Origin of the sequence: Streptococcus sp. 2022WUSS037 (assembly GCF_044427225.1) — a bacterium.
Taxonomy (GTDB): domain Bacteria; phylum Bacillota; class Bacilli; order Lactobacillales; family Streptococcaceae; genus Streptococcus.
In genome coordinates this window covers 86,834-111,332 of sequence record NZ_JAOTGJ010000003.1, presented here as the reverse complement: position 1 = coordinate 111,332, position 24,499 = coordinate 86,834, and the positions used below count along the sequence as shown (strand labels likewise).

Annotated in this window: 21 protein-coding genes and 1 riboswitch; of the genes, 3 read left to right on the top strand and 18 right to left on the bottom strand. The window is 43.1% G+C overall.

Features of this window, described 5'->3' with window-relative positions:
- Nucleotide 1: 1 nt before the first annotated feature.
- Nucleotides 2–784 carry an ABC transporter permease gene (locus ODU55_RS02690; RefSeq protein ID WP_398581786.1) on the top strand — a complete coding sequence of 261 codons (783 nt, stop codon included), beginning with the start codon at nucleotides 2–4 and terminating at the stop codon, nucleotides 782–784.
- A 489-nt stretch (nucleotides 785–1,273) separates the two neighbouring features.
- Here the strand turns inward: ODU55_RS02690 and ODU55_RS02685 are convergent, their stop codons facing one another.
- The 3 genes from ODU55_RS02685 to ODU55_RS02675 form a co-directional block, all read right to left on the bottom strand.
- Nucleotides 1,274–2,104: a Cof-type HAD-IIB family hydrolase gene (locus ODU55_RS02685; RefSeq protein ID WP_398581785.1), complete on the bottom strand. Its 831-nt coding sequence runs from the start codon at nucleotides 2,102–2,104 to the stop codon at nucleotides 1,274–1,276.
- A 9-nt stretch (nucleotides 2,105–2,113) separates the two neighbouring features.
- A complete protein-coding gene (locus ODU55_RS02680) occupies nucleotides 2,114–3,391 on the bottom strand; it encodes a CapA family protein (RefSeq protein WP_398581784.1) in 1,278 nt (425 codons plus the stop codon).
- An 88-nt stretch (nucleotides 3,392–3,479) separates the two neighbouring features.
- Entirely contained in the window at nucleotides 3,480–4,415 is a 936-nt protein-coding gene (locus ODU55_RS02675) for a dihydroorotate oxidase (protein WP_398581783.1), read from the bottom strand.
- A gap of 326 nt (nucleotides 4,416–4,741) precedes the next feature.
- Here ODU55_RS02675 and gdhA point away from each other — a divergent pair, with 326 nt between their 5' ends.
- The gene (gdhA, locus tag ODU55_RS02670; RefSeq protein ID WP_398581782.1) at nucleotides 4,742–6,088 is read left to right on the top strand and encodes an NADP-specific glutamate dehydrogenase; all 1,347 of its coding nucleotides are present in this window, start codon (nucleotides 4,742–4,744) and stop codon (nucleotides 6,086–6,088) included.
- A gap of 368 nt (nucleotides 6,089–6,456) precedes the next feature.
- Here the strand turns inward: gdhA and ODU55_RS02665 are convergent, their stop codons facing one another.
- From ODU55_RS02665 to treR, 15 genes are all read right to left on the bottom strand, one after another.
- The gene (locus ODU55_RS02665) at nucleotides 6,457–7,044 is read right to left on the bottom strand and encodes a DUF4352 domain-containing protein (RefSeq protein WP_398581781.1); all 588 of its coding nucleotides are present in this window, start codon (nucleotides 7,042–7,044) and stop codon (nucleotides 6,457–6,459) included.
- Between the two features lie 10 nt (nucleotides 7,045–7,054).
- The gene (locus tag ODU55_RS02660; RefSeq protein ID WP_172061121.1) at nucleotides 7,055–7,903 is read right to left on the bottom strand and encodes a mechanosensitive ion channel domain-containing protein; all 849 of its coding nucleotides are present in this window, start codon (nucleotides 7,901–7,903) and stop codon (nucleotides 7,055–7,057) included.
- A 215-nt stretch (nucleotides 7,904–8,118) separates the two neighbouring features.
- Entirely contained in the window at nucleotides 8,119–9,447 is a 1,329-nt protein-coding gene (locus tag ODU55_RS02655) for an alanine/glycine:cation symporter family protein (RefSeq protein WP_398581780.1), read from the bottom strand.
- Nucleotides 9,448–9,556: 109 nt separating this feature from the next.
- Nucleotides 9,557–9,661: riboswitch (glycine riboswitch) on the bottom strand.
- Nucleotides 9,662–9,867: 206 nt separating this feature from the next.
- Nucleotides 9,868–10,500: an ABC transporter ATP-binding protein gene (locus tag ODU55_RS02650; RefSeq protein ID WP_398581778.1), complete on the bottom strand. Its 633-nt coding sequence runs from the start codon at nucleotides 10,498–10,500 to the stop codon at nucleotides 9,868–9,870.
- Between the two features lies 1 nt (nucleotide 10,501).
- On the bottom strand, nucleotides 10,502–12,484 hold the full coding sequence (locus ODU55_RS02645; RefSeq protein ID WP_398581803.1) for a DUF1430 domain-containing protein: 1,983 nt from the start codon (nucleotides 12,482–12,484) through the stop codon (nucleotides 10,502–10,504).
- A 348-nt stretch (nucleotides 12,485–12,832) separates the two neighbouring features.
- The gene (msrB, locus tag ODU55_RS02640) at nucleotides 12,833–13,771 is read right to left on the bottom strand and encodes a peptide-methionine (R)-S-oxide reductase MsrB (protein ID WP_398581777.1); all 939 of its coding nucleotides are present in this window, start codon (nucleotides 13,769–13,771) and stop codon (nucleotides 12,833–12,835) included.
- Nucleotides 13,772–13,810: 39 nt separating this feature from the next.
- On the bottom strand, nucleotides 13,811–15,340 hold the full coding sequence (locus tag ODU55_RS02635; RefSeq protein ID WP_398581776.1) for an AMP-binding protein: 1,530 nt from the start codon (nucleotides 15,338–15,340) through the stop codon (nucleotides 13,811–13,813).
- A 133-nt stretch (nucleotides 15,341–15,473) separates the two neighbouring features.
- Nucleotides 15,474–15,788: a thioredoxin gene (gene trxA / locus ODU55_RS02630; RefSeq protein WP_398581775.1), complete on the bottom strand. Its 315-nt coding sequence runs from the start codon at nucleotides 15,786–15,788 to the stop codon at nucleotides 15,474–15,476.
- Nucleotides 15,789–16,004: 216 nt separating this feature from the next.
- Entirely contained in the window at nucleotides 16,005–16,859 is an 855-nt protein-coding gene (locus tag ODU55_RS02625; protein ID WP_398581774.1) for an aldo/keto reductase, read from the bottom strand.
- Nucleotides 16,860–16,861: 2 nt separating this feature from the next.
- Nucleotides 16,862–17,239, bottom strand: coding sequence for a MerR family transcriptional regulator (locus ODU55_RS02620; RefSeq protein WP_248298025.1), 378 nt, complete (start codon nucleotides 17,237–17,239; stop codon nucleotides 16,862–16,864).
- A gap of 101 nt (nucleotides 17,240–17,340) precedes the next feature.
- Complete coding sequence (locus tag ODU55_RS02615; protein WP_398581773.1) at nucleotides 17,341–17,994, bottom strand: GNAT family N-acetyltransferase; 654 nt, start codon at nucleotides 17,992–17,994, stop codon at nucleotides 17,341–17,343.
- Nucleotides 17,995–18,080: 86 nt separating this feature from the next.
- Nucleotides 18,081–20,414 carry an endonuclease MutS2 gene (locus ODU55_RS02610; RefSeq protein WP_398581772.1) on the bottom strand — a complete coding sequence of 778 codons (2,334 nt, stop codon included), beginning with the start codon at nucleotides 20,412–20,414 and terminating at the stop codon, nucleotides 18,081–18,083.
- Between the two features lie 35 nt (nucleotides 20,415–20,449).
- A complete protein-coding gene (locus ODU55_RS02605) occupies nucleotides 20,450–20,998 on the bottom strand; it encodes a CvpA family protein (protein ID WP_398581771.1) in 549 nt (182 codons plus the stop codon).
- The gene (locus ODU55_RS02600) at nucleotides 20,995–21,306 is read right to left on the bottom strand and encodes a hypothetical protein (RefSeq protein ID WP_074391364.1); all 312 of its coding nucleotides are present in this window, start codon (nucleotides 21,304–21,306) and stop codon (nucleotides 20,995–20,997) included. The genes ODU55_RS02605 and ODU55_RS02600 overlap by 4 nt, the downstream gene beginning before the upstream one ends.
- 52 nt (nucleotides 21,307–21,358) lie before the next feature.
- The gene (gene treR, locus ODU55_RS02595; protein WP_398581770.1) at nucleotides 21,359–22,072 is read right to left on the bottom strand and encodes a trehalose operon repressor; all 714 of its coding nucleotides are present in this window, start codon (nucleotides 22,070–22,072) and stop codon (nucleotides 21,359–21,361) included.
- A 225-nt stretch (nucleotides 22,073–22,297) separates the two neighbouring features.
- Between treR and treP the strand changes: the two genes are divergently transcribed.
- The gene (treP, locus tag ODU55_RS02590; protein ID WP_398581769.1) at nucleotides 22,298–24,292 is read left to right on the top strand and encodes a PTS system trehalose-specific EIIBC component; all 1,995 of its coding nucleotides are present in this window, start codon (nucleotides 22,298–22,300) and stop codon (nucleotides 24,290–24,292) included.
- Nucleotides 24,293–24,499 lie beyond the last annotated feature (207 nt).

The window sequence follows — 24,499 nt, the reverse complement described above, 5'->3', positions numbered from 1 at the left end:
GATGAAAAAATATATCAGCCTCTATCTCTATAATATCAAGGTCTACATGATGGCCCAGATGTCCTTTCGGGTGGACTTCTTCATCGGGCTTTTCTCCTCTTTGATTGAGCAAATTGTCTACCTGATTTTCCTCAACATTCTCTTTGGAAATATTAAGGAAATCGCTGGTTTCAACTACGGTCAAATGCTTTTCATCTATGGAATAGCCACCGTCGGACGCTCCATTCACTTGATTTTCTTTGACAATCTCTGGATGTTTGGCAGTCGCTACATTCGACAAGGCGAATTTGAACGCCTCCTCCTCATGCCTGTCAATCCTCTTTTTCAGCTAATCTGCGAACGAATCCAGCCACAAGGAATCGGAACAACCCTCATCGGTTCCCTTGCACTAGCCCAAGCTACCAAGGAACTGGGTATGGAATGGAGTCTTGGAAAACTAGCCCTACTAATCTTTATTGCCATTTGTATCGGCCTACTCTATGCAGCTATTCAGCTGGGACCGACTGCTCTAGCTTTTTGGATTGTGGAATCATTTCCTTTAACCATGGGAATTTTTGCCCTCAATCAGATGGCTCAATACCCACTCAATATCTATCCAAAAATCATTCAAATCCTGCTGATTTTTGTTTTCCCTTATGCTTTTACAGCCTATTTCCCAGCCCTCTACTTCTTAGACCTGTCTATGTGGGGACTGGCTCTGCCACTGGTTGTCCTGGTCTTATTTACCATCAATTACAAACTCTTCCGCCATGGTATGACCAAGTTCACCAGCGTTGGAAATTAAAAAAAGCGGGAGTGGGAAAGACATCCATGATGGCTTCGCCCTCACCCACAGAATAATGAAAACGAACACAAAGCCCTCACTAGGTGTATAATCTTAGTGAGGGCTTTGTGGTTGACGAGTTAATGATGTTATACTCTTCGAAAATCAAAATCAGACTAGCTCCAAAGGTTTGGGGAACCTTTGGAGGTTGGAGATAGAGCGAACGTAGTTCGTTTCTACTTACGCAGATAGACCCCTGTTACTATTTTGTTTCAAGGTAACAGACTGAAAGACTCCACTGGAGCCTTTCACTCATCAAATCAAGTCAACAGCATCTGCTTTTGATTTTCGAAGAGTATAAAAAAGCTAGCATTCTCTGGACGGAGAGTTCTAGCTTTTTTCTATATACTTATAAAATATAGTTGTTTCGTTTGCTTTTAGTACAAGGCAACGAGCTGCAGGCTGTACTGGAGTACGGCAAAGCGAGTTAACGAAGTAATCAAAGATAAACTAAATGACTATATATTCTTCAATGACCTGAAGCACACCAGCTTCCAAATGGCTTGGAGCCAGGTATTTGGCAACCGCCTTGACCTTGTCCGTCGCATTTTCCATGGCATAGGAATAACCTACATAGTTTAACATCTCGATATCATTATCCGAATCGCCGAAGGCCATTACCTGTTCAGGTTCGATATCCAAACGGTTCAAAACCTGTTCCAAGCCCCATGCCTTATGAATCCCTTGCGGCAAGATATCGATGGAGCCATAGCCACTGGTGACTGCCACTAGATTGCCTTGAAAGGCCTGATTAAAGCCTTCCGTTATCGACTCCACACGCGCTTCAGGAACCCAGAGACCAACCTTATAAATCGGCTCAGAAATAGGATAAGCACTGAGGTCGTCTAAATAGGTCACACGATTTTGGAAGGCAGCCATTTGAGCAGGTTCAATCGGTAAATCCGTTCCCTCAAAAGGCTGTCCGGCTCCCGCCTGCATATAGATATTTTCTTCATTGGACAACATCAGACATACATCCGCCCAACGTCCTTTAAAAAAATGCAGTATTGCTTCGACTTCTTCTTGCTGAATAGCACGTCGAATCATTGTTCTGCCATTTTGATAAACATGGGCTCCATTATCTGCTACAAAGATTAACCGGTCTTCAAATCCTTGGCAAAGCTGCAATAACCTGCCCATCCCATTACCACTGGCAATGACAAATGGAATCTGTTTCTCTTCTAGCTTCTCCAAGACCCTCGAAAATCGCTCTCTATCAAAACTTCCTTGACCATCTAAGAATGTGCCATCCATATCTGTTGCAACTAATCGAACTGCCATATTCTCCCCTTACCAATTTAGATTTACAAAATCCTTCATTTCTTGATAGGCTGTGCCCACACGCGCCTGGGTATCTGGATCCAACTGCCCATAATACTGACCGCCTTCTACCCAATCTTGCAAGATATAGGTTTGATACGCAAATTGTTCATAACCTTCTGACGAATACGTCCCCTTGGACAAGCGATTGACCCAGGTCGGATGAGCTTGGGCTGTCTGGATCCTGGTCTGCCCATTCTCTTTCTGAATGGTAATATCCATCAAAACACCCCGTTCTGTCCACTGGGCATTGGGTGTGTCCTCCATGCTTTCGATACGCTGGTTTGACAGGAAGTTGCCCATAGAATAGATAATCAATTTTCTCTGCCCATCTTTCTCAAGAATTTCCGCCGGTTCGACCACATGGGGATGTCCGCCCAAAACAATATCAGCCCCCCAATCAATCATTTGACGATACAAACTGGTTTGTTCCTCCGTTGGCTCCAACTGGTATTCCACACCCGTCTGAGGCATGACGATGGTAATATCTGCCTCTTTCTCAGCTCGCTCAATCTCTGCCTGCATCTTTTCTTTATCAAAATCCGATAAATAGGCATCATATTCCTCCTGACTCAGCAAAGCCTCCATCCCATTGAAGCCGTAAGCATAGGCTAAAACCGCTATACGGATACCATTGACTTCTCGAATGTAGAGTGGTGCAGTTGCCCGATTACCTTCAGCGTAGACACCGACTGTATCCACACCTGCATCTCTAAATGTATTGACAGTGGAAACCAATCCAGAAAGATGTGAATCCAAGATATGATTGTGGGCCAAATCCACCAAATCGTAGCCTGCATCATGGATATTGTTGGCGACAATGGCAGGCGCATTAAAAAGTGGGTAACCTGCTAATTCGACATCTGGGGAAATGGTCCCTTCAAAGTCTGCGATAGCGAAATCAGCCTGTTCTATCCAGGGCTTTACGTAGGTAAAATTCTCAGAAAAATCGTAACTTCCATCTGGCCGTTCTGCTCCTCGAAGAATAGGCAAGTGATAGAGCAAATCCCCATGAGCCATGATACGAGCCGTCTGAATCCCTGTCGCTTCCTGCAAAACTTGTTGAGACTCTGATTTATCCGACAGACCACTAGTTTGACTGCTATCATATTTCAAGAGAGTAAAATGCTCCAATATAAGAATGAGAAACAGCAAAATAAGAGAAAATCCAGCAATCCCTACAAGCTGTCGGACACTTCTCCGAATAGCACGTTGTTGTGCTCGAGCCCGTCTTCGCCTCCTTGACATCCTTACAACCTCCGATTAACATCATTATACACCTTTAATACTAAAAAATCCATAGTAAAAGTGGGACGTCAGTCCCACTTTAATTACTTTATTCAATATATTGTAACTTGCCTCGGAAATCTTCAATGGTTTCATAGCCCTTTTCTGCCATAATGGCCTGTAATTCAGCAGTTATTCGTTCAAAGGCAACCAGCCCTTCCTTTTGCAGAGTTGTACCGATTTGAACCATGCTGGCACCGCAGAGGATATGCTCGAAGGCATCCCGTCCCGTCAGCACGCCTCCTGTTCCGACAATCTGAATCCCCGGTTTCAAGCGCTGGTAAAAGGCATGGACATTGGCAAGAGCAGTCGGCTTGATATACTCTCCACCGATACCACCAAAACCATTTTTAGGCTTGATGACAACTGACTCATCCTTGATGTAGAGACCATTTCCAATCGAATTGACACAGTTGACAAACTTCAAAGGAAACTGGTTGAAAATCGCTGCTGCTTGGTCAAAATGCACGATATCGAAATAAGGTGGTAACTTAATACCGAGTGGTTTGGTAAAGTAAGTGAAGACCTCCTGCAAGATGGTCTCTGTCGTTTCAAAATCATAGGCAATCTGCGGTTTTCCAGGGACATTGGGACAAGAAAGATTTAACTCTGTCAGCCCCTTAAAATCACTGGCTTCTACAGTTCTCAAAATCTCATGAGTCTCATCAGGCGACATTCCAACTACAGATAAAACAAATGTGCGTTCTGGCTCCGTTTCCTGCAATTCTAGTAGATAATCCAAATAGTAAGCCAAGCCCTGATTTGGCAAGCCCATCGAATTGATAGAACCAAGCGGAACATTCTGATAACGTGGTTCTGGATTACCCGCGCGGTAGTCCAAGGTTGCTGTTTTGGTCACAAAGGTCCCAGCCGCAGATTCCTTGACCGCTGCCAACTCCTCCTTGGTCATGCACCATACCCCCGCCGCATTCATCAAACAATTGTCAAATTCAAATCCACCAAGTGTCGTTGCTGTTGAAACCATATTATCCTCCATATAGGTCATTCTTTCTTGATTATATCATAAGAAACAAACGGATTTTCTCCATTTACTACTAACGTTCGGATTTTTCAATAAAAATTTATTAATTTTTTTAAAATTCTTACATTTTCTTCTTTACATTTAAAAATCATGGTGCTATAATAATTATCAGATAAATTAAATTGTCAGACAATTTAATCTAGTCTTTCAGTTTGCTTTTAGTACTAGGCAACGAGCTGCAGACAGTACTGGAGTACGGCAAAGCGAGTTAACGAAGTAATAAAAGAAAAACTGGATGACTATAAATAATAAAGAAATCAGGTGACCACATGTCAAATGCAAAAGCTTATATCGCCCAATCATTTGAAGCTGTTAAAGCTCGCAACCCACACGAAACAGAATTCCTCCAAGCTGTAGAAGAACTCTTCTCTACACTTGAGCCTGTTTTTGAAGCACACCCAGAATACATCGAAGAAAACATCTTGGCCCGTATCGTTGAGCCAGAACGTATCATCAGCTTCCGTGTTCCATGGACAGATAAAGATGGAAATGTTCAAGTCAACCGTGGCTACCGCGTTCAGTTCAACTCAGCTGTAGGTCCTTACAAAGGCGGTCTTCGCTTCCACCCAACTGTAAACCAATCCATCTTGAAGTTCCTCGGTTTTGAGCAAATCTTCAAAAACGTCTTGACTGGTCTTCCAATCGGCGGTGGTAAAGGTGGTTCAGACTTTGATCCTAAAGGCAAGACAGACGCTGAAATCATGCGCTTCTGCCAAAGCTTCATGACTGAATTGCAAAAACACATCGGACCTTCACTTGACGTCCCTGCTGGTGACATCGGTGTCGGTGGTCGTGAGATTGGTTACATGTACGGTCAATACAAACGCCTCCGCCAGTTTGATGCAGGTGTCTTGACTGGTAAACCTCTTGGCTTCGGTGGTTCATTGATCCGCCCAGAAGCAACTGGTTACGGTTTGGTTTACTTCACTGATAACATGTTGGCAGCAAACGGTAAATCCTTCAAAGACCAAACAGTCCTTATCTCAGGTTCTGGTAACGTTGCCCAATATGCCGTTCAAAAAGCGACTGAACTCGGTGCAAAAGTCATCTCTGTTTCTGATTCAAATGGTTACATCATTGACGAAACTGGTATCGACTTTGACCTCTTGGTGGACATCAAAGAAAAACGCCGCGCTCGTTTGACAGAATACGCTGCAGAAAAAGCAACGGCTAAGTACTTCGAAGGTTCTATATGGAACTACAATGGCAAGGCTGACATTGCCCTACCATGTGCGACTCAAAACGAAATCAACGGCGAGCAAGCTGCTGCCCTTGTGAAAAATGGCGTTTACTGTGTGGCTGAAGGTGCCAACATGCCATCAGACCTTGACGCTATCAAAGTTTACAAAGAAAATGGCGTTCTTTACGGCCTTGCAAAAGCAGCTAACGCTGGTGGTGTAGCCGTATCAGCCCTTGAAATGAGCCAAAACAGCCTTCGTCTTTCATGGACTCGTGAAGAAGTAGACGGTCGTCTTAAAGACATCATGGCCAACATCTTCAATACAGCTAAAGAAACAGCTGAAAAATACGACCTTGGTACAGACTACCTCGCAGGTGCTAACATCGCAGCCTTTGAACAAATTGCGGATAGCATGATTGCCCAAGGTTTGGTATAAGCTTACTTTTAGTTTACTAAACTATAATAAAAACGCCCCCAAAATTGACGTGCTAATTTTGGGGGTATTTTTTGTTAAAAGAAGAGAGGCTGGGAAAAAAGTCCTGCCACACTTCTCAGAGTTCGTGTCAACATCTCAGCGCAGTGGTTGATTGGCAGATTTGTTCGTGTTTTACACTCCAAATCTGACCTAATCAACTGTGCGGGGGTGGGAAGACGAACTCTTTTTTAGACCAGTCGAGTTCTTTCCCACTCCCTTTTTAAAATGTAAAAATAACAGATAGGTCGATTATCAAGCCGAACAATCTGAACCAAGGGGCGTTATAAACCCGCAAAATTGTGCAGTATTTAAAACTTTTTCTACAGCGATTAGATACCTTCTGCGACTAATTCCGTCCACATGGCATCTTCGTAGGTAAAACCAAAGTTTGTTTCATTATCTATACCGTAGATAAGTTTTACTTGTACTTTCTCTCCTGGCTTCAACTTTTCAACTAGATTCACATCGTAGGTCCGTAAATCCAGAGTAAAGGGAATCTGACTAACGGGATCCATGAGACTGAAATAGTATTCATCAAAATAGAGTTCTTCTGCGGTCGAATTTTCAACTTCCATTTCAACAACATAAGCTGTGCTATAGTAGCTATCTACTAGTTCTACGCTATCGTCTTTGCCCATCGACGTTACGGTCACATGAAGACCATCAGAAAAATCAACTGAGTCACCAACTTGATACTCCGTGTATTCCACAGTCTCATCAATGTATCCGTCACTACCTGTATCCCAATTATCAAAATTTGCTGCGCTTAGACCGATCATAAAAATAAAACAGGTTACTCCTAGGATGAAGGAGAGGACTGCACCAGCGATGGTTGTCCAAAAGAGAGGCTGTTTATGCAAGGGGTTCTTCTTATAATACATCTGCCCATTTTCAACGACAAAATCTTTTGTTTGCATCATAAACTCCTTATTTTAAAACAGTTGGCCCACTTGAAGGTAAATCTATTCCTGCTTGACGCAGGGCATCTTGATAAAAACCAAAGAATTGATGATAGATCTTGTTCTGTTGACCGTTAGCTACGAAAAGATTGACACGAAATACAAACTGTCCCGAAATAGCGTTTTGGGGACCTAATACAGTCACACCTGTAATCTGGTCAAAATTGCTGATTTCTCTCAAATTGACCTCTTCTATTACGCGATAGACTTGTTCCAAATCGGTATTAAATTTGAGCGGAATATCAATTTGAGCACGCATGTCCCCTCTTGACTGATTGGATACCACTAGAATGTTGCGATTGGGAATAAAATGCAATGTCCCATCTGCATCACGTACTTGTGTTGTTCGGATTCCCATGCTAACGATGGTTCCTGAAATGGTAATAGGCCCGTTGGTTAACTTGACCACATCTCCAACGTCAAACTGTCGTTCAATTAAGATAAAGAATCCATTGACCAAGTCTGAGAGAAAACCTTGCGCTCCCAGACCAACAGCTACCCCAGCAATCCCAGCTCCTGCAAGAAGACTGGATACCGGTAAACCGAGGATACTCAAAATACAGTAGATAAGGATAAAGTAGAGTAGGTAATTTAGGATGCTTTCCACCAGACGACTGATGGTCTTCTGGCGACCAATTTCCTGAGTGGATACCTTTAGGGAGGGAACCAAAACCTTTTTCACAGAAGATTTGGCTATCTTCTTGATAATGTAAAATGCAACAAAGAGTAAAACAAGCGATAAAACCTTATTTAGACCTGCTGTCACAATGGCCTCAATATTAAATTGAGACAAATACTTGGTAATAAAATCATTCATGAGATAATTATAGCAGAAAACATCCTAAAAGAACAGGGAGCGGGAAAGAACTCGACTGGTCAAAAAAAGAGTTCGTCTTCCCGCCCCCGCACAGTTGATTAGGTCAAATTTAGAGTGTAAAACACGAACAAATCTGCCAATCAACCACTGCGCTGAGATGTTGACACGAACCCTGAGAAGCGAGGTTGGTCTTTTTGCCCAGCCTCATCTTATTTCTACTTTGCAAAATACTGGTGTGTCTCCTTGATGATAACAGGAGATAGAGCTAGTAAGGCAATCAAGTTTGGTAGGGCCATGAGACCATTCACAATATCGGCAATGGTCCAAATCAAGTCTAGTTTGAGGAAACCACCAAGGGCTACCATTGCCACAAATAACAGACGATAAGGCAAGATGGATTTGGTACCGAATAGAAACTCGATACAGCGTTCACCATAGTAAGACCATCCGAGAATAGTTGTAAAAGCAAAAAGTACCAAACTAATCGTCAAGGCAATAGATCCTGCATTGCCAAAAATTGTTGCAAAAGCTGCCTGTGTCAGAGGAGCTCCTTCCAATCCTTCTGTCGTCCACTGACCCGTCACCAAAATCGTTAATCCAGTTAATGTACAGATGATAAGGGTATCAATAAAGGTACCTGTCATCGAAATCAACCCTTGTTCGACAGGATTATCCGATTTGGCAGCCGCTGCTGCAATCGGCGCTGAACCTAGACCAGATTCATTTGAAAATACTCCACGCGCAATACCACGTTGGATCGCTTCTTTTACAGTTGCCCCTATAAAGCCACCTACTGCTGCTGCAGGTGAGAAGGCAGATTTCAGAACCAAACCAAGTGTCGGCAGCAGTTCATTCCAGTGAACTACCAAAACTATCAAACTTGCCAAAATATATAAAATCGCCATGAAAGGAACGATTTTGGTCGAAACATCCGAGATTTTTTCAATTCCCCCAAAGATAAAGAAAGCAATGAAAATGGCTGTCACAATGCTGACCAACTGGGGAGCTAATCCAAAACTCGTTTCCAAAGAAGCAGTGATGGAATTAACTTGCGAAAAAGTTCCAATCCCCAAAAGAGCAACCAAAACACCTGAAATAGCAAAGAAGACTGCTAGAGGTTTCCATTTTTTGCCCATCCCCAAGGTAATGTAGTGCATAGGACCACCAGCCGCTTGTCCGTTGGCATCCTTTGTACGGTATTTAATGGCTAAAAATCCTTCTGCATACTTGGTTGCCATCCCGAAGAAGGCCGCCACCCACATCCAGAAGAGGGCACCTGGTCCACCTGTCGTAATAGCAGTTGCCACCCCAACGATATTTCCCGTACCAACCGTCGCTGCAAGAGCCGTACAAAGAGCCGCAAAGCTTGACACATCTCCCTGACCAGACTGGTCACTGGAAAAAATCAAACGAAAGGCGGTTGGTAACTTACTAACTTGAAACATCCCTAAACGGAGTGTAAAGTAAGCACCTGTACCGACCAAAAGTATTAAGAGAGGCGGTCCCCAAACAAGATTATTGATAGCCTTAAATAGTTCTAACATAGTTCCTCCTAAGCATAATTCTTAATCCGATAAAGCTGCCGGAAAAACAAAAAGAGGCTGAATTCATCAACCTCTAGAATCAACGTGAAAAATACAGAAAAAGCCTATTTTTCAACGCTCTGTCCTTTTACCTGAGAGTTTCAGTAGGTCCACTTTTCCAAGCAGAACTACCTTGCCCCTTCGGTGCCAAAATGGTCTCTCCAGAGTTCCGTCCATTGAACAGTCAGTTTCCCTTCTACCCAATATCAACCGATTATTCAGTTTTATCTAGTTTTATTTTAATCTAATTTCACGAAAAAATCAAGAATATTTTCTGATACTCAATGAAAATCAAAAGTAGCCTAGGAAACGAATCCGAAGATAGAACTGGAGTTCATCAAGGTATGTTGATAACGGATAATTTTGATAGAGTATGAATTTTTACAAGTCTTCCATTTTTATGATGACATCTGCCTGTTCCCAAATCAAGGGATTATGGGTGGCAATCACAATAAGCCTGTTTGGACTCTTCAAAGATAACAAAATATCCATAATTTCTTGTGAACTCTTAGGGTCTAAGGCAGCAGTTGGCTCATCTGCCAAAATCAATGGAGGATTTTTCAGGATGACTTTAGCAAGAGCTACCCGCTGGGCTTCCCCTCCTGAAAGTTCATAGATAGGCTGGGACAGGTTCAGATAAGACAGCCCCACTGCATCAAGTGCCGCTTCCTGCCTCGATTTCCTTTGGTCTTTGGACAATTTCTGACCAATCAGTCCCAAATCCAGATTTTCTTTGATTGTCTGACTTTCTAAAAGACCAAAATTCTGAAAGAGATAGCCTAATTCCTCCCTAAAAAAGAGATGGGGCTTCAACTTTTTCAATTCCTTTCCCTTGTAGAGAATGTCGCCTGCATCATAGGACTCCAACTTGGCTAAAATATTCAGCAAGGTCGTTTTTCCACTACCACTGGCACCTATCAAGGCATAGACCTTTCCAGCCTGCAAGTCTAGCGTTACATCAGAAAACAAGTTCCGCTTTCCAAATTTCTTTTGAATTGATTGGATAGAAAACATACTAGGCTCCTTTCAAAATACGGATATTCCAAGCTCCCTCTTTTCTTGTCTGCCACCTCAATAAGCAGAGAGCATTGACCATAAACAAGGCAAAACCGATACTACTTATGAACATGTGACCTGTTACTACTATGCTCGCTCCCAAGGCTAATAAAAGGGCCAGTAGCTGAACCGTTAGGTATTTCTTATGGATTCCCAAGAAATCCATCCCTGCAATTTCCTTGATAAAAATCTCACGTTTAAACTCTTCGAAGTATAGAAGATTCATGGTATTAAACAGAACAATTGATGTCACAATCCCTAAAATGGCTCCCATAGATGTTGAAATGGTCTCTATCCGAATACGATCTAAAAGTTCTGTAAAGAGGGAGGAGCTACTTTTCACTTCATTGACAAACTGAAACAGATTTCTTTCCTTCAATTCGCGCAAAAGTTTATCTCTGTTTTTAAATAAAATACTGCTATCTACTTCATTCAACCAAAAATCAGCAGATTCCTCTCCCAAACTTGACGGTGTCAGAACAACTAAAATAGGGTCTTTCAAATATTGCACATGCTGACCAGAACGATGATTGTAGATAAATTGCTTCTGCCCATCTTTTAAATAGGCAACTTTTCCCTTGATGGTAGCTGAGCTTGCTTGATTAGCAGGTCTAACCATACGATTGATATAATCTTGGTAAAGATGGAGATACCTATCACTTTCAGGACGCAATGTTTCAGGTAATAGAAGTTGAAATTCTCCTTCTTGTAGAGAAGGTAATGCTTCGTCCGACAAGTCTACATCCTGTATCTGCAAATAATTTAGACTAACGTAGAGGGTGTTTCCTGCTGGATGGTAGCTGTCCAGGCTTGTTCCATCTTCCAGTTGGGAGCCCATTAAATAGGCATTCAAATTACTTTTGACAAAGAGCGCGCCGTCTTCCTCCAATGCTTGCTTTAGTAAAGGATACCAATTTTCAGGCGAATTAAGTCCTGAGCGACCATCCGCAGAAATATTCCAAGCTAAACTGTAATAGTCCTCTTCTTTCTCCCACTGCTGAGCCCCTGCTTGGTATTCCCGCCAAATTCCTGAATAATAGACGGTTTGAGCCATGCCCAATGACACCACCAGTAGAGCCAGCATTTGTCCCATAACCATAATGGTCAGGATTCCTTGCAGGGGCATCTTCCCTTTTAACAAGGGTAAAAAGTGGTAGGTTCGAATGGCCAAGGTAAATGTAGCAGCGAAAAAAAGGGCAATCAAACCAAGCAAGAAATGATAGCCCACCAAGGCTGCGACCAGATAGTAGACAGAATAGCCATCTAATCCAATGAGGTAGGCCAGTCCAACTGCTGGAAGAACCACAAATGGGATAGTTAGAGCTATCTCTTTCGCATTTTCCTGTAGAGATAGCCAAAACAGATGCCAACGTGAATCTCCTGCAATCAAACGGATACCTGCTGTGCGCAACTGCCTTACATTGGCAATCACGACCAAAGCCATATAGGTAATAAGAAAGACCAGTACGGCTAAGAATTGACCACCTTGTGTCAGAAATGCTAGTAAAGTAGCAATAGTCGAGGGCTTTCGAATCTGAACCTCGTCAAAGCCAAGCGAAACAAGAAGAGACCGAAGCTCCTCTACTGTCGCTTTCCCTTGGAAAATAAAATATTTGGTTAGGAGTGCAGACTCCACCTTTTCTGATGCCCGAAATTCCTCTAGTCCTCTTGGTAGGGAAGACTGACTAAAATTGTCATAGGAAAAGGTACGTCCACCTAATTTTCTTGGCTCAATCACTCGTCTAGCAATGACACTATCCGTCTGTTGAGAATACTCCTCTAATCGCTGTCGTACATCTGAGTAAGTCACGTCCTCAGATATCGACAAGGTAGTCACAGAAGGATAATAGTGAACAAGCATAGTCTCCTTTTGGCTGACCCCCAACCAAATCATAAAGACGGCTAGAATGATAGTCGATACAAGTACAAATTTTCCTTTCATCATAATCATCTGTCTTCCTATTCTCTAAAATGTAAGAAAAGGCGATGTTTATAATCGCTCAAACCCGATTAAAATAGATCACCTGTCCAACTAAAATAATATCTATATATAAATTATTATATCAAAATCATCTTTCTGAACATACAATTTTAATACACAAAAGAGGCTGGGCAAAAAGCCCAGCACCGCTTCTAAAAGTTAGTGTCAACATCTCAGCGCAGTGGTTGATTGGCAGATTTGTTCGTGTTTTACACTCCAAATCTAACCTAATCAACTGTGCGGGGGTGGGAAAACGAACTCTTCTATGAATGGTTGAGTTCTTTCCCGCTCCCTTCTGCGCTCATAAATTTATTTAAGCAAGTCCAAAAACAAGCCATAGCCTGCTGCCTCCATCTCTTCTCTCGGTATGAAACGAAGGGCTGCTGAGTTGATGCAGTAACGGAGACCGCCTTTGTCACGCGGTCCGTCATCAAAGACATGGCCTAGATGAGCATGACCAGCCCGACTGCGAACTTCAATGCGGTTCATGCCGTGGGAAAGATCTTGGAAATAAGTCACAACTTCCTTGCTGATTGGTTTGGTAAAGGAGGGCCAGCCGCAGCCTGAGTCGAATTTGTCTGTCGAGAGAAAGAGGGGCTCGCCAGTCGTAATATCGACGTAGATGCCAGCTTGGTCGCTATTCCAAAACTCATTTTCGAAGGGTCTTTCCGTCGCAGCTTCTTGAGTGACTTGATACTGGAGGTCGGTCAAGCTTTCTTTTAAGACTTGCTGGTCTGGCTTTTGGTAGTCTGCAACATCAATCAGAGGGATTTTTGCCTGTGCAAGATCGATATGGCAGTACCCTTGGGGATTTTTCTTGAGATAATCCTGATGGTAGTCTTCGGCGGGGATGTAATGCGCGAGTGGCTCCACTTCAACGGCTAGGGGGCGTCCGCCAAAGAGCTGAGACTGCTCCGTCATGACCTGCTCGATGGTCGGCAAATCAGCCTCATCTGTGTAATAGATACCAGTCCGATACTGGCGACCCTTGTCAGGCCCCTGCTGATTGACAGAGAAGGGATCAATGACGCGGAAATAGTAGAGGAGAATTTCCCGCAAATGGATACGAGTCTCATCATAGGCTAGATAGAGCGTCTCTGCGTGATCTGTTTGTTTGAGGAGTTGATAATTGGTCGTCTCCACCTGTCCATTGGCATAGCCAACGCTGGTGTCAAGAATACCATCAATCTGGGAAAAGTAGCCTTCCATTCCCCAGAAACAACCGCCTGCTAGGTAAATTTCTTTCATGTGAACTCCTTCTTATCTGCAAGCGTGGTTTCGTCACCCTTACAGATTTTTTTCTTTCATTTCTGCTTCCATTTTGAGGCGTTGAACCTTCATGGTCGCAGTACGTGGAATGTCGTCATAAGCCATCAAGATGGGCTCTTTCAATAGTGGTAGGTCTGCAACCATGACCCACCAAGCTTCCCAGTTCATCTCAGCATCTTCTGCCAGAGCGATAATCGGCTGCGGTGCACCATTGACATCGCGGATAATCACGACTTCTGATAAAAAGTCCAATTTATCCAGCAATAAATCTTCCAAGGCTAGATTGCTGTCGATGTGCTCAATGAGGTCAACCTGACGGTCTTTTAGAAGAAGTGTCCCCTCTGGAGTCATACAGCCGTAGTCACCACTATCCCACCAAGCACCGTACACATTATCTTGGAAGCGGGCATCTTCTTTGTAGTAGGTCACCGCACGGCCTTTTGACAGAAACTGGATATGTCCATTTTCTCCAGCTGGGAGAGGATTCCCTTTGGCATCTGTGATGCGTGCTTCTGTGTAACCTGTCAGACCAATCCCCATATCTCGCCCGCTAACTGTTCCTAGATTTTCCAAGCGATGGTAACGTAAAATCATTGGACCACATTCACTTTGACCATAAACCTGCATAAAGACTGGATGTTGCTCTTTAGAAGCTTTCAAGAAGGCACGAAGCGTACCAATATTGATAGCATCAAAGGTTGAATGGTAATAACGAATGCTGCTAAAGACCTCTGGTTTTTCCTTGGCCAGTCTTGCCCATTGGACAAAGTTATTAGGATGGGTTTCCAGAGCACTTGGACGATGAAGAGCAAGCGCCCGTTCAACATCATCTTTTCTTGCAGAAGAAAGCGGGTAGAGGGGAAATCCTAGCCCAATAGCCGACGACACTCCGATATTATAGCGTGAATGAACAGGAGAGATATGGAAGGCCAGCAAGCCTCTCTCCGTCATCTTGTCAAAAATAGTTTGTTGCCAAGCTACTCGCCAGCCCATGGTCTGTGCTGTGTGGCAGATTAGTTTTGGAACACCTGTCGTTCCTGAAGTATGGGTCATGTATTGAATGACATCTTCTGGCAGGAGATTTTCTTCAAATGTATCTGTTTCCTGCAATAGGACGTGAGGTAAAAATATCTTTGTTACCAGGTCGGTTTGGGTCATTCCTGCCACACGTTCTTCCGTTTCCTGGTCGTAGACAATGAAAGACTTTTCCAATCGCTCCGCAAACACATCTAAATTCGAAGATGGCAAATGGTAGGAAATCATAACAGGAACAGCACCCAATGCCGTTACCGCTACTGCTAACAAATAGGTGTCAAAAGCTGGGCTCTTATAGAGAACCACCTTGTCCCCATAGCCAATACCTGCTGCTGCAAATTGGGCAGCTCTTTTTTGAATGGCCTCAAAAACTGTTTGATAGGTATTTTCCAATCCTAATTCAGGAAAGGATGCGTAGGGTTGGTCAAAATAAATAGCAACATGTGGGAACTCTTTAGCTGCTGTTTTAAACTGACGATAGAGATTTAATGGTTTATAGCTTATGACTGTCATATATAACCTTTCTAAAAGACAATGATAAGATTATTATAACATCTTGTGCCATTCTTCACAATCTGACTTTTTGAACATACTCTCAGTTGTGAAAAAAACAAGTAGCGAATCCACTACCTGCTTTCATGTTCGATTAACCAATCTCTGCCAAGATTGTTTTGATTTGGTCTTTGGTGTGAACACCAGCAACTTGTTTCACAACCTGTCCATCTTTTTTGAACAAAAGTGTTGGGATCGACATGATACCGAATTGACGGGCTGTGTTTGGATTTTCATCAACATCCATTTTGTAGATACGCAATGCATCTTCGTCCACTTCATCTGCTAATTGCTCTAAGATTGGCGCTTGCATGCGGCATGGACCACACCAAGGTGCCCAAAAGTCAACAAGGACGACGCCTTCTTGTGTTTCAACTTCAAAGTTTGCATCTGTAATAACTTGAACCATAATTTTCTCCGTTTCTGTTTTTCTACTATCATTCTACACCAAAAGAAAACAGAATGCGAATTTTTGCTACGAGAAAAAGGGGGAGATAGATGTGTCGAGAAAATAGTGACTTGGAAAAACGTATTGGTCAAGCCAAACTAGACCGCAGGGAGCAAGCGTGAAATGGAAAATGGTTCTTCCTGTCAAATCCAGTATTAGCCAAAAACAAGCTTACTCTTAAAAGGCCTTCCCTACATAGCCTGCTAGAGCTTCAATGGTTTGAGCTTGGTGGTGGTCCGCAAAGACTGTTGTATCTGTATTGAGCCCTTGGATAGCGGTCATATCTTCTTCTGTCAATGTAAAGTCAAAGATGTCAAAATTCTGACGGACACGCTCTGGATTGGCAGATTTCGATAAGGAAACAATGCCTGACTGAAGTTGGAAGCGGAGCATGACCTGGGCAGTTGATTTGCCGTATTTGTTGGCAATCTCTGTCAAGACAGGATTTGTAAAGACATCAAATTTCCCTTCTGCAAAGGCTCCCCAGCTTTGGACTTGGATGTCCTTGCTAGCTAGATAAGCCCGTTCTTCTGATTTTTGGTTGAAAACATGGAGCTCAATCTGATTGACCATCGGCTTCACTCTATTAAAGAGAGCTAGGTTGGCAATCTGGTCTGGTTTGAAATTGGATACGCCAATGGCACGGATTTTCCCTTCCTGATAGAGTTCTTCTACGGCCCGCCAAGCTCCAAAAGTATCTCCTACTGGCTGATGAAGGAGGTAGAGATCCAGATAATCCAAGCCCAGCTTTTCCATAGAGGCCGCAAAGGCTTCCTTGGCACCATAATAGCTCATATCCGAAATCCACAATTTGGTCGTAATAAACAGTTCCTCCCGTGGCACACCCGCATTGCGAATGGCACGACCAACCGCCTCTTCATTGCCATAAGCCTGAGCAGTATCAATCAAGCGATAACCTGTCCGAATAGCTTCTTCAACAACCTGTTGGCAGGTTTCTGGATCTGGAATTTGGAAAACTCCGAATCCAACTGTTGGCATCTCAACTCCGTTGTGTAATGTAACTGTTTGCATATTTATTCTCCTTTGTCTAATCGTTCTTGTTCAAAGCGTAGTAAGTGACTATCATAGGTCGCCACCTTGTGACTCAACATTTCCAAGACAGCTTCTTGCTGAGCGATTTGCTCCTTCAACCGCTCTTCCTGTTCCTGTAAAATCGCCTTTCGAGCAGCGATGGTACTATCTCCCTGTCGTACTAGGCCAACATAGTCCACCAAACTTTCAATGGACATCCCAGACTTACGGAGCATTTTGACCAAAAAGAGCCAGTCTATTGACTGCTGGTCAAATTGCCGGTAGCCATTTTTGTCTCGCGGCACCTGTAAGAGCCCGATTCGTTCATAATAGCGAATGGTGTCATTGGACAAGTCCAGTTCCTCCGCCACTTCTTTCATTGTTTTCAAAATATCACTTCCTTTCCCAGCTGATGATAATAAGATTATAAACCATGGAGCCCACTCCATAGCAAGCGAAAAAAGAAAAAAGTTGAAACATTTCAACTTTTTTCTGTTACATCCACCACATAGGTTAATTCTTGATAGACATCTTCTATGTCAAAGAGATCCAAGCCAGCTTCTTCACTGACTACATAAACACCTTCTCTCAAATAGTAGGGAACTGGCTGACCTTCCATATCTGAAAAGGCCAATCGACCACTCTCTAAATCAATACCAAAACGGAAGGTCGGAATATCCTTGGGTGCCCCAACCACCAGATAATCAGTACATACCAATTGCCCACCCCATTTCTGATACAAATGGTTAGCAGCATCGTCCTCTCTGGTAAAGATAGCTAGTTTCTCTACACCTTGCTCTCTCAATTCATTCTCTGCCTGTTCAAAAAGCGCTTGTGCAGTGCCCTGCCCTTGAAAATCAGGGTGAACTGCTAGGTTAGTAAAATAAGCTGTTCGCTTACTTGGTGCGTAAATATAAGATTGACTGCACTCCTCAGTGTAAATATCGATGTCGATTAGACCAACGATTTGCCCGTCCACTTCTGCCACCCATTCCACACGATAATCATAAACGTCTGTCATTAGTTCGGGCTTCTCTGTTTCTCTATCATCAAAGAATGGAGAGAAGAGGTAGCTGAGTGCCTTACAGTAGACCCAGCCCTTCTCATCGGCTGGCTGGTATTTTCTGATAATCATATAAACCTCCTCATTTTATTTTACTATTTTTTTGAGTTTTGCAACTGTATTCAAATGCACCTGCTACTTGCAAGTGCTTTGCTTTTTCACTTAAAGGTCACAATAGTACAGCCTGAGCCACCTGCATTTTGTGGGGCGTAGCCGAATTCCTTGACCTGCTTGTTGCGGCGAAGGTACTTGGTCACCCCTTCTCGGATAACCCCTGTACCAATACCGTGAACAATATCGACTTGGGCTAGGTTATTGAGCAGGGCCTGGTCGATAAATTCATCCAGCTCCATCATAGCCTCTTCGTAGCGTTTGCCACGGAGATCTAAGCGGGCTTTTGGTCCTCGTACATTGGCACGTTTGACTGTGTGAACCTGGCGTTTCTTAGGCTGCTCTGCCTTTTCCGCCTTGACTAACTCAAACTCATCTTTGGCCAAAGTCATCTTAATCAAGCCAACCTGAGCTTCCCAACGCCCATCCTTAAGCTGATTGGTCAAGGTCCCACGTTGTCCATAAGCTGTAACGATAATGTCATCGCCCACCTTGGCTTCCCGCTGAATTTTGGCTTTTTTCAAGACTTTGTTCTTAGACAGATCTACCACTTCAGGTGCCAACTTTTTCAGCTCTGCCTTAGCTTCGATGATTTGGTGGGGCTTAAGGCTGGCTGCGGCATGAAGATTCTTGAGAATGTCCTCACTCTCTGCCAGAGCCAAGTCAACGATTTCCCTAGCTTCCAAGCGTGCCTTGTTGAGCTCATTTTCCCGCTCACGATTGAGTTCATCATAGAGCTTGCGGAGGGCTCGATTCATCTTGAAGTTTTCTTGTTCTACTTCACGAATCTTGTCTAAGCGACGGCGGCTTTCAACCGTTTGGTTTTCCAATTTCTCAATAATGCGGTTGACATCGCTGTCCGTATCCGTCCAAGATTGGGCTGACTGGATGATGATATCCGACAAGCCCAAACGTCTTGCTATTTCAAAGGCATTAGAGCGACCAGGAACACCCTGCATAAACTTATAGGTCGGACGCAGACTATTGGTATCAAATTCCATGCTGGCATTTTCAATACCAGAGGTTTCTATTCCGTAGGCCTTGAGCTCAGGATAGTGGGTGGTTGCCATGGTCTTAATCCCCCGCAGACGAAGGTCATCCAAAATAGCCATTGCCAAAGACGCACCCTCCTGCGGATCGGTCCCAGCTCCCAACTCGTCAAAGAGAATAAGGGAATCTTGATCCGCCTCCGCTAAAATCTGTACCGTGTGGGTCATGTGACTGGAGAAGGTTGATAAACTCTGCTCAATAGACTGTTCATCCCCAATATCCGCAAAAATTTCTTTGAAGATAGCTACCCGACTGCCCTTGTCAGCCAAGATAGGCAAACCAGACTGGGCCATCAGATGGGTCAATCCCAAGGTCTTGAGCATAATGGTCTTACCACCCGTGTTGGGACCTGTGATAACAATAGCCGTCAACTGACTACCGAAATAAAGGTCATTTGGTACGGGCTTAGCAATGAGCGGATGCCGAACGTTGAGAAGGGCAATATCCTGCTTCTCAGATAGTTTGGGTACAACTGCATGATGATCACGCGCAAAGAGATGCTTAGCACGGACAAAATCAAGATGACCGATGATCCAAGCATTATTTCGGAGAATACCACTATGAGGTCGAAGCATATCCGACAATTCCTGCAAGATACGGTTAAGCTCATGGCGCTCTTCTGCACGGAGGTGACTGATTTCTTCGTTCAGGGTCACCACTGCCCGCGGCTCAATATAAACGGTCGAGCCTGATGCAGAAATGTCATGGACTACCCCTGCAATCTTATTGCGATAGGTATTTTTAACAGGAAGGACATTACGTCCATTACGGCTTGCTAAAATGCTATCGGACAGCATGTCGCCCTTGGTCTTCAAAATATCCTGCATGACCTGACGAACTTGGTCTTCAGCTTCACGGATTTTCCGGCGGATACGAGCCAGCTTTTCAGAAGCAAAATCCTCTACAAACCCCGCATCATTGATGGACTGGAGGGAGCCTTGTAAATGTGGAAAAAGCTCAATCTTCTCAAAGAGTTTATCTAGCTGGCTAAGACTGACATTTTCCAGATTTCCATAAAAATCCAAGAGAGATTTAGAAACTTCCAGGACCTTTTTAACAGCTAATAGCTCAGCGATATTGAGGTCTGTATCCAATTCCAAACGACGCATGGCTGGACCGATGTCACTAGTAGCTGACAGACTGAAATAAGGATTTTCCACAAAAATCTGCGCTATGTCTGTCAACTCGTCAAAAGCCTGCTGGATACGGTGGACTTCCACCATGGGCTCCAACTGGCGTAATTCTTCAAAGCCCTGTTCCGTCAAGAGATAGGGCTCAATTTTTTGTCTTACCTTGTGAAATTCAAGGGTTTCAATAATTTTATTATTCATATGTTCCTACTTAGTCAAAAAGGATAAGGTTCCCCTTACCCTGCAACATTACTTAACCAGAGAGATTTAAAAAAACTACTTGTAAATGGTGTGTATTGAATCATGGCATTGGCAATAAAGCTATGTTGAAGATTATCCTGGATAATCGCCAATGGTATCGTTGATAACAGGACCATGACAATTTGTAAGGAAATAAAAGTCACCAAAACCGATAACAATCCACTAATCACATTGCTAGTCTGAGTATCTGGATAAAAACCTTCAAATAGATGGACAAATATCCCTAAAAATCGCACCAATACATAGACCAAGAAATAGATGATTAGGAAGGCCAAACCTGCATAAAATACACTATCTAAGTCAAAGAGATATTTCTCATCAAAATAATAGTTTGAACTACCTTGAGTCGCGTTCGCAAATGGAACCCAAAGATAAAGGAAAGGAATCAAACTTTTATAAGTTGCCGTCGCAATCGTTAGAGCAACAATACTTCCAAGGCTATAAAAGGTCTGCACAACCAAACCCCGACTATAACCCAGATAAAAACTCCATACCAAAACAAGAATAAGTACTATTGAAATCATGTCTTATCCTCAAGCCCATCTAAATCTACAAGGGTCACATTCTTCTTGTCAACCTTGTCTTTAGTCGTTTCTAACTCTTTTTCTCTCTGTTCAAAAGCAATCTCACGAGTTAATTGAACAGACAAGGCATTGATTGCCAATAAAAGGGCCAATGTCTCGGAATCTGCTGTCGGCATTTTTTCCTTTATTGCCTGGTATTTTTCCTGGGCAATACGTTCAATTTCCTCCATAAAGAGATTGTCATGCTCAGTTGTTAATGTTAATTGTTTTTCACCAAATGTAAATTTATATCGATTTAAGTTTGCCATATAACACCTCGCCTACCATTATACAATAAAATAGATGATATTTCCATTCCTCTTATAACGAACGTTTTCGACGAGCAAAATCGACAAAACGGAATTTATCTATTTTATGCTTACTTTCCGTATATTGGAATTGCTGGGTATCACCGAGATAGACACGAGATTTAATCAAGACCAAATAATCATCCTTCGATTGCATTAGATCGCGCTCTTCTCGACTGGTCGGCTCTACCGTAATCTCTTTTTGTGCATAAGCAATGTCAAGGCCTAACTTATTTTCTAGGTATTCATAGATGGATTTTTCAGCAATAGCAGTTGTCAACTCTGGCACGACATCAACAGCAAGATAATCTGTATCCACAACAGAGACCTTACCGTCAATCGAACGTGTACGGACAACTTTCCACACCTTGCTATACGGCTCAAAGCCTGTTAAATGCGAAAGGCTACTATTAACTGTCACCAAATCTAAACTCACTACCTGAGTTTGAGTGGATAATTGAAGAGAATTTGTCAACTCCTGGTAGGAAGTCAAGCCCGATACAGGGAAATTCAAGACCTCTTGTTTCAATACCATGGAGCCTCTTCCTTGTACTTTTTGAATCAAGCCGCCCTCAGTCAAAATCGAAAGGGCCTTTCTGACTGTATCCCTGCTGACCCCATATTCTTCTTGTAATTGCTGTTCCGTTGGCAAAGACGCTCCAGCAGGATAAGTATTTGTACGGATTTTTTCTTTTAAATCGTTATAAATTTCTTGGTATTTTTTCATGTTGAAACCTCATATATTGACTGCTTTCCATCATACAACACCACTATTATAACAAAAATTTAAAAAATATTAGTAAAAAGGCTTGCATTATTTTATGAAATCGGATACAATAACAACACAAAACGAAATTTGTCCGTACAAATTTCAAAATTTAGACATATGATTTTAAGTATGTCAAAAAATATAGGGTGACGGATTCCATAAGCCGTCTAGAAGGAAAAATATATGGGAAAATTTGAAAAAGAAGCCAAACAGCTCTTAGATGCTATTGGTGGAAAAGAGAATGTCAATGCAGTAACACACTGTGCGACACGTATGCGTTTTGTTCTTGCTGATGACAAGAAGGCAAATGTCAAAGTCATCGAAGACATTCCTGCAGTAAAAGGAACCTTCACCAACGCTGGTCAGTTCCAAGTTATCATCGGCAACGATGTACCAATCTTCTACAATGACTTTACTGCGGTATCTGGTATTGAAGGCGTATCAAAAGAAGCTGCTAAGTCAGCCGCTAAAAGTAACCAAAATGCTATCCAACGTGTTATGACCATGTTGGCGGAAATCTTCACCCCAATCATCCCTGCCCTTATCGTCGGCGGTTTGATTCTCGGTTTCCGTAACCTCCTAGAAGGTGTTCAGATGGAGTGGTTGGGACAAAAAGTAGTTGACGGTGTCAAACAAGTCACAGCTTCTGGCTCTCCGATTTATAATACTATCGTTGATGTTTCACCATTCTGGAACGGTGTCAACCACTTCCTCTGGTTGCCAGGTGAAGCCATCTTCCACTTCTTGCCAGTAGGTATCACTTGGTCTGTATCTCGTAAAATGGGAACGTCACAAATCCTTGGTATCGTCCTTGGTATCTGTTTGGTATCTCCACAGTTGCTTAACGCATATTCTGTACCAAGTACAGACGCAGCGACCATCGCTAGCGAATGGTCTTGGAACTTCGGCGCATTTAGCATTGCCCGTATCGGTTACCAAGCACAAGTTATCCCTGCCCTCCTTGCAGGTTTGGCACTTTCTTATCTAGAAATCTTCTGGCGTAAAGTGATTCCTGAAGTGGTATCTATGATTTTCGTACCATTCCTATCACTTCTTCCAGCTATTATCTTGGCCCACACTGTCCTTGGTCCTATCGGCTGGACAATCGGGCAATGGTTGTCAACAGTTGTATTAGCTGGTTTGACAGGCCCATTGAAATGGCTCTTCGGTGCTGTATTCGGTGCCCTTTATGCGCCATTCGTTATCACTGGTCTTCACCACATGACAAACGCCATCGATACACAATTGATTGCAGATGCTGGTGGAACTGGTCTCTGGCCAATGATTGCTCTTTCTAACATCGCTCAAGGTTCTGCAGTATTTGCCTACTTCCTCATGAACCGTCACAATGAAAAAGAAGCTCAGGTTTCACTTCCTGCGACTATTTCTGCTTATCTTGGTGTTACTGAACCAGCCCTCTTTGGTGTCAACGTGAAATACATTTACCCATTTGTAGCTGCTATGATTGGTTCAAGTATCGCAGGCTTACTCTCTGTAACCTTCAATATCCAAGCTGCTTCTATCGGTATCGGTGGTCTTCCAGGTATCTTGTCTATCAAAGCTGAATACTGGGGTGCATTCTTTATGGCAATGATTGTTGCGATTGTTGTCCCAATGATTTTGACAGCTGTTTTCAAACGTACAGGTGCATTTTCAAAAAAAGAAGAAACTATTGAAGAAGTTGTAACTCCAGCTGAAACTATCGTTAAAACTGGTTCTGCTATTGAATTGAACAGCCCACTTACTGGTCAAGCCAAAGAATTGTCACAAGCTACTGACCCTGTATTTGCTTCAGGTGTCATGGGACAGGGTGTCCTTATTGATCCGAGCGAAGGTATCTTGGTTGCTCCAGTTGACGGTGAAGTATCCGTCCTCTTCCCAACTAACCATGCTGTTGGTATCACTGCTACAAACGGAGTTGAGCTCCTTATGCACATTGGTATGGATACTGTTGGATTGGAAGGCAAAGGCTTCACAGCTCACGTCAAACAAGGTGATAAGGTAAAAGCTGGTGATAAATTAATTAGCTTTGACATTGATGTCATTAAGGCTGCTGGTCTTGTTGCTGAAACACCTGTTATCGTGACCAACCAAACTGACTTTGACACTCAAGTTATTGGAAATCTTCCTCGTGCCATCTCGCAAGGCGAAGCTATTCTGACAGTTACAAAGAATTAATGTTCTAGGAGGCTGGGCAAAAAGCCCTGGCCCACTTCTCAGTGTTCGTGTCAACATCTCAGCGCAGTGGTTGATTGGCAGATTTGTTCGTGTTTCACACTCCAAATCTGACCTAATCAACTGTGCGGGGGTGGGAAGACGAACTCTTTTTGACTTAGTCGAGTTCTTTCCCACTCCCTATCATTGCTTATGCAAGAAGGAAAAAAT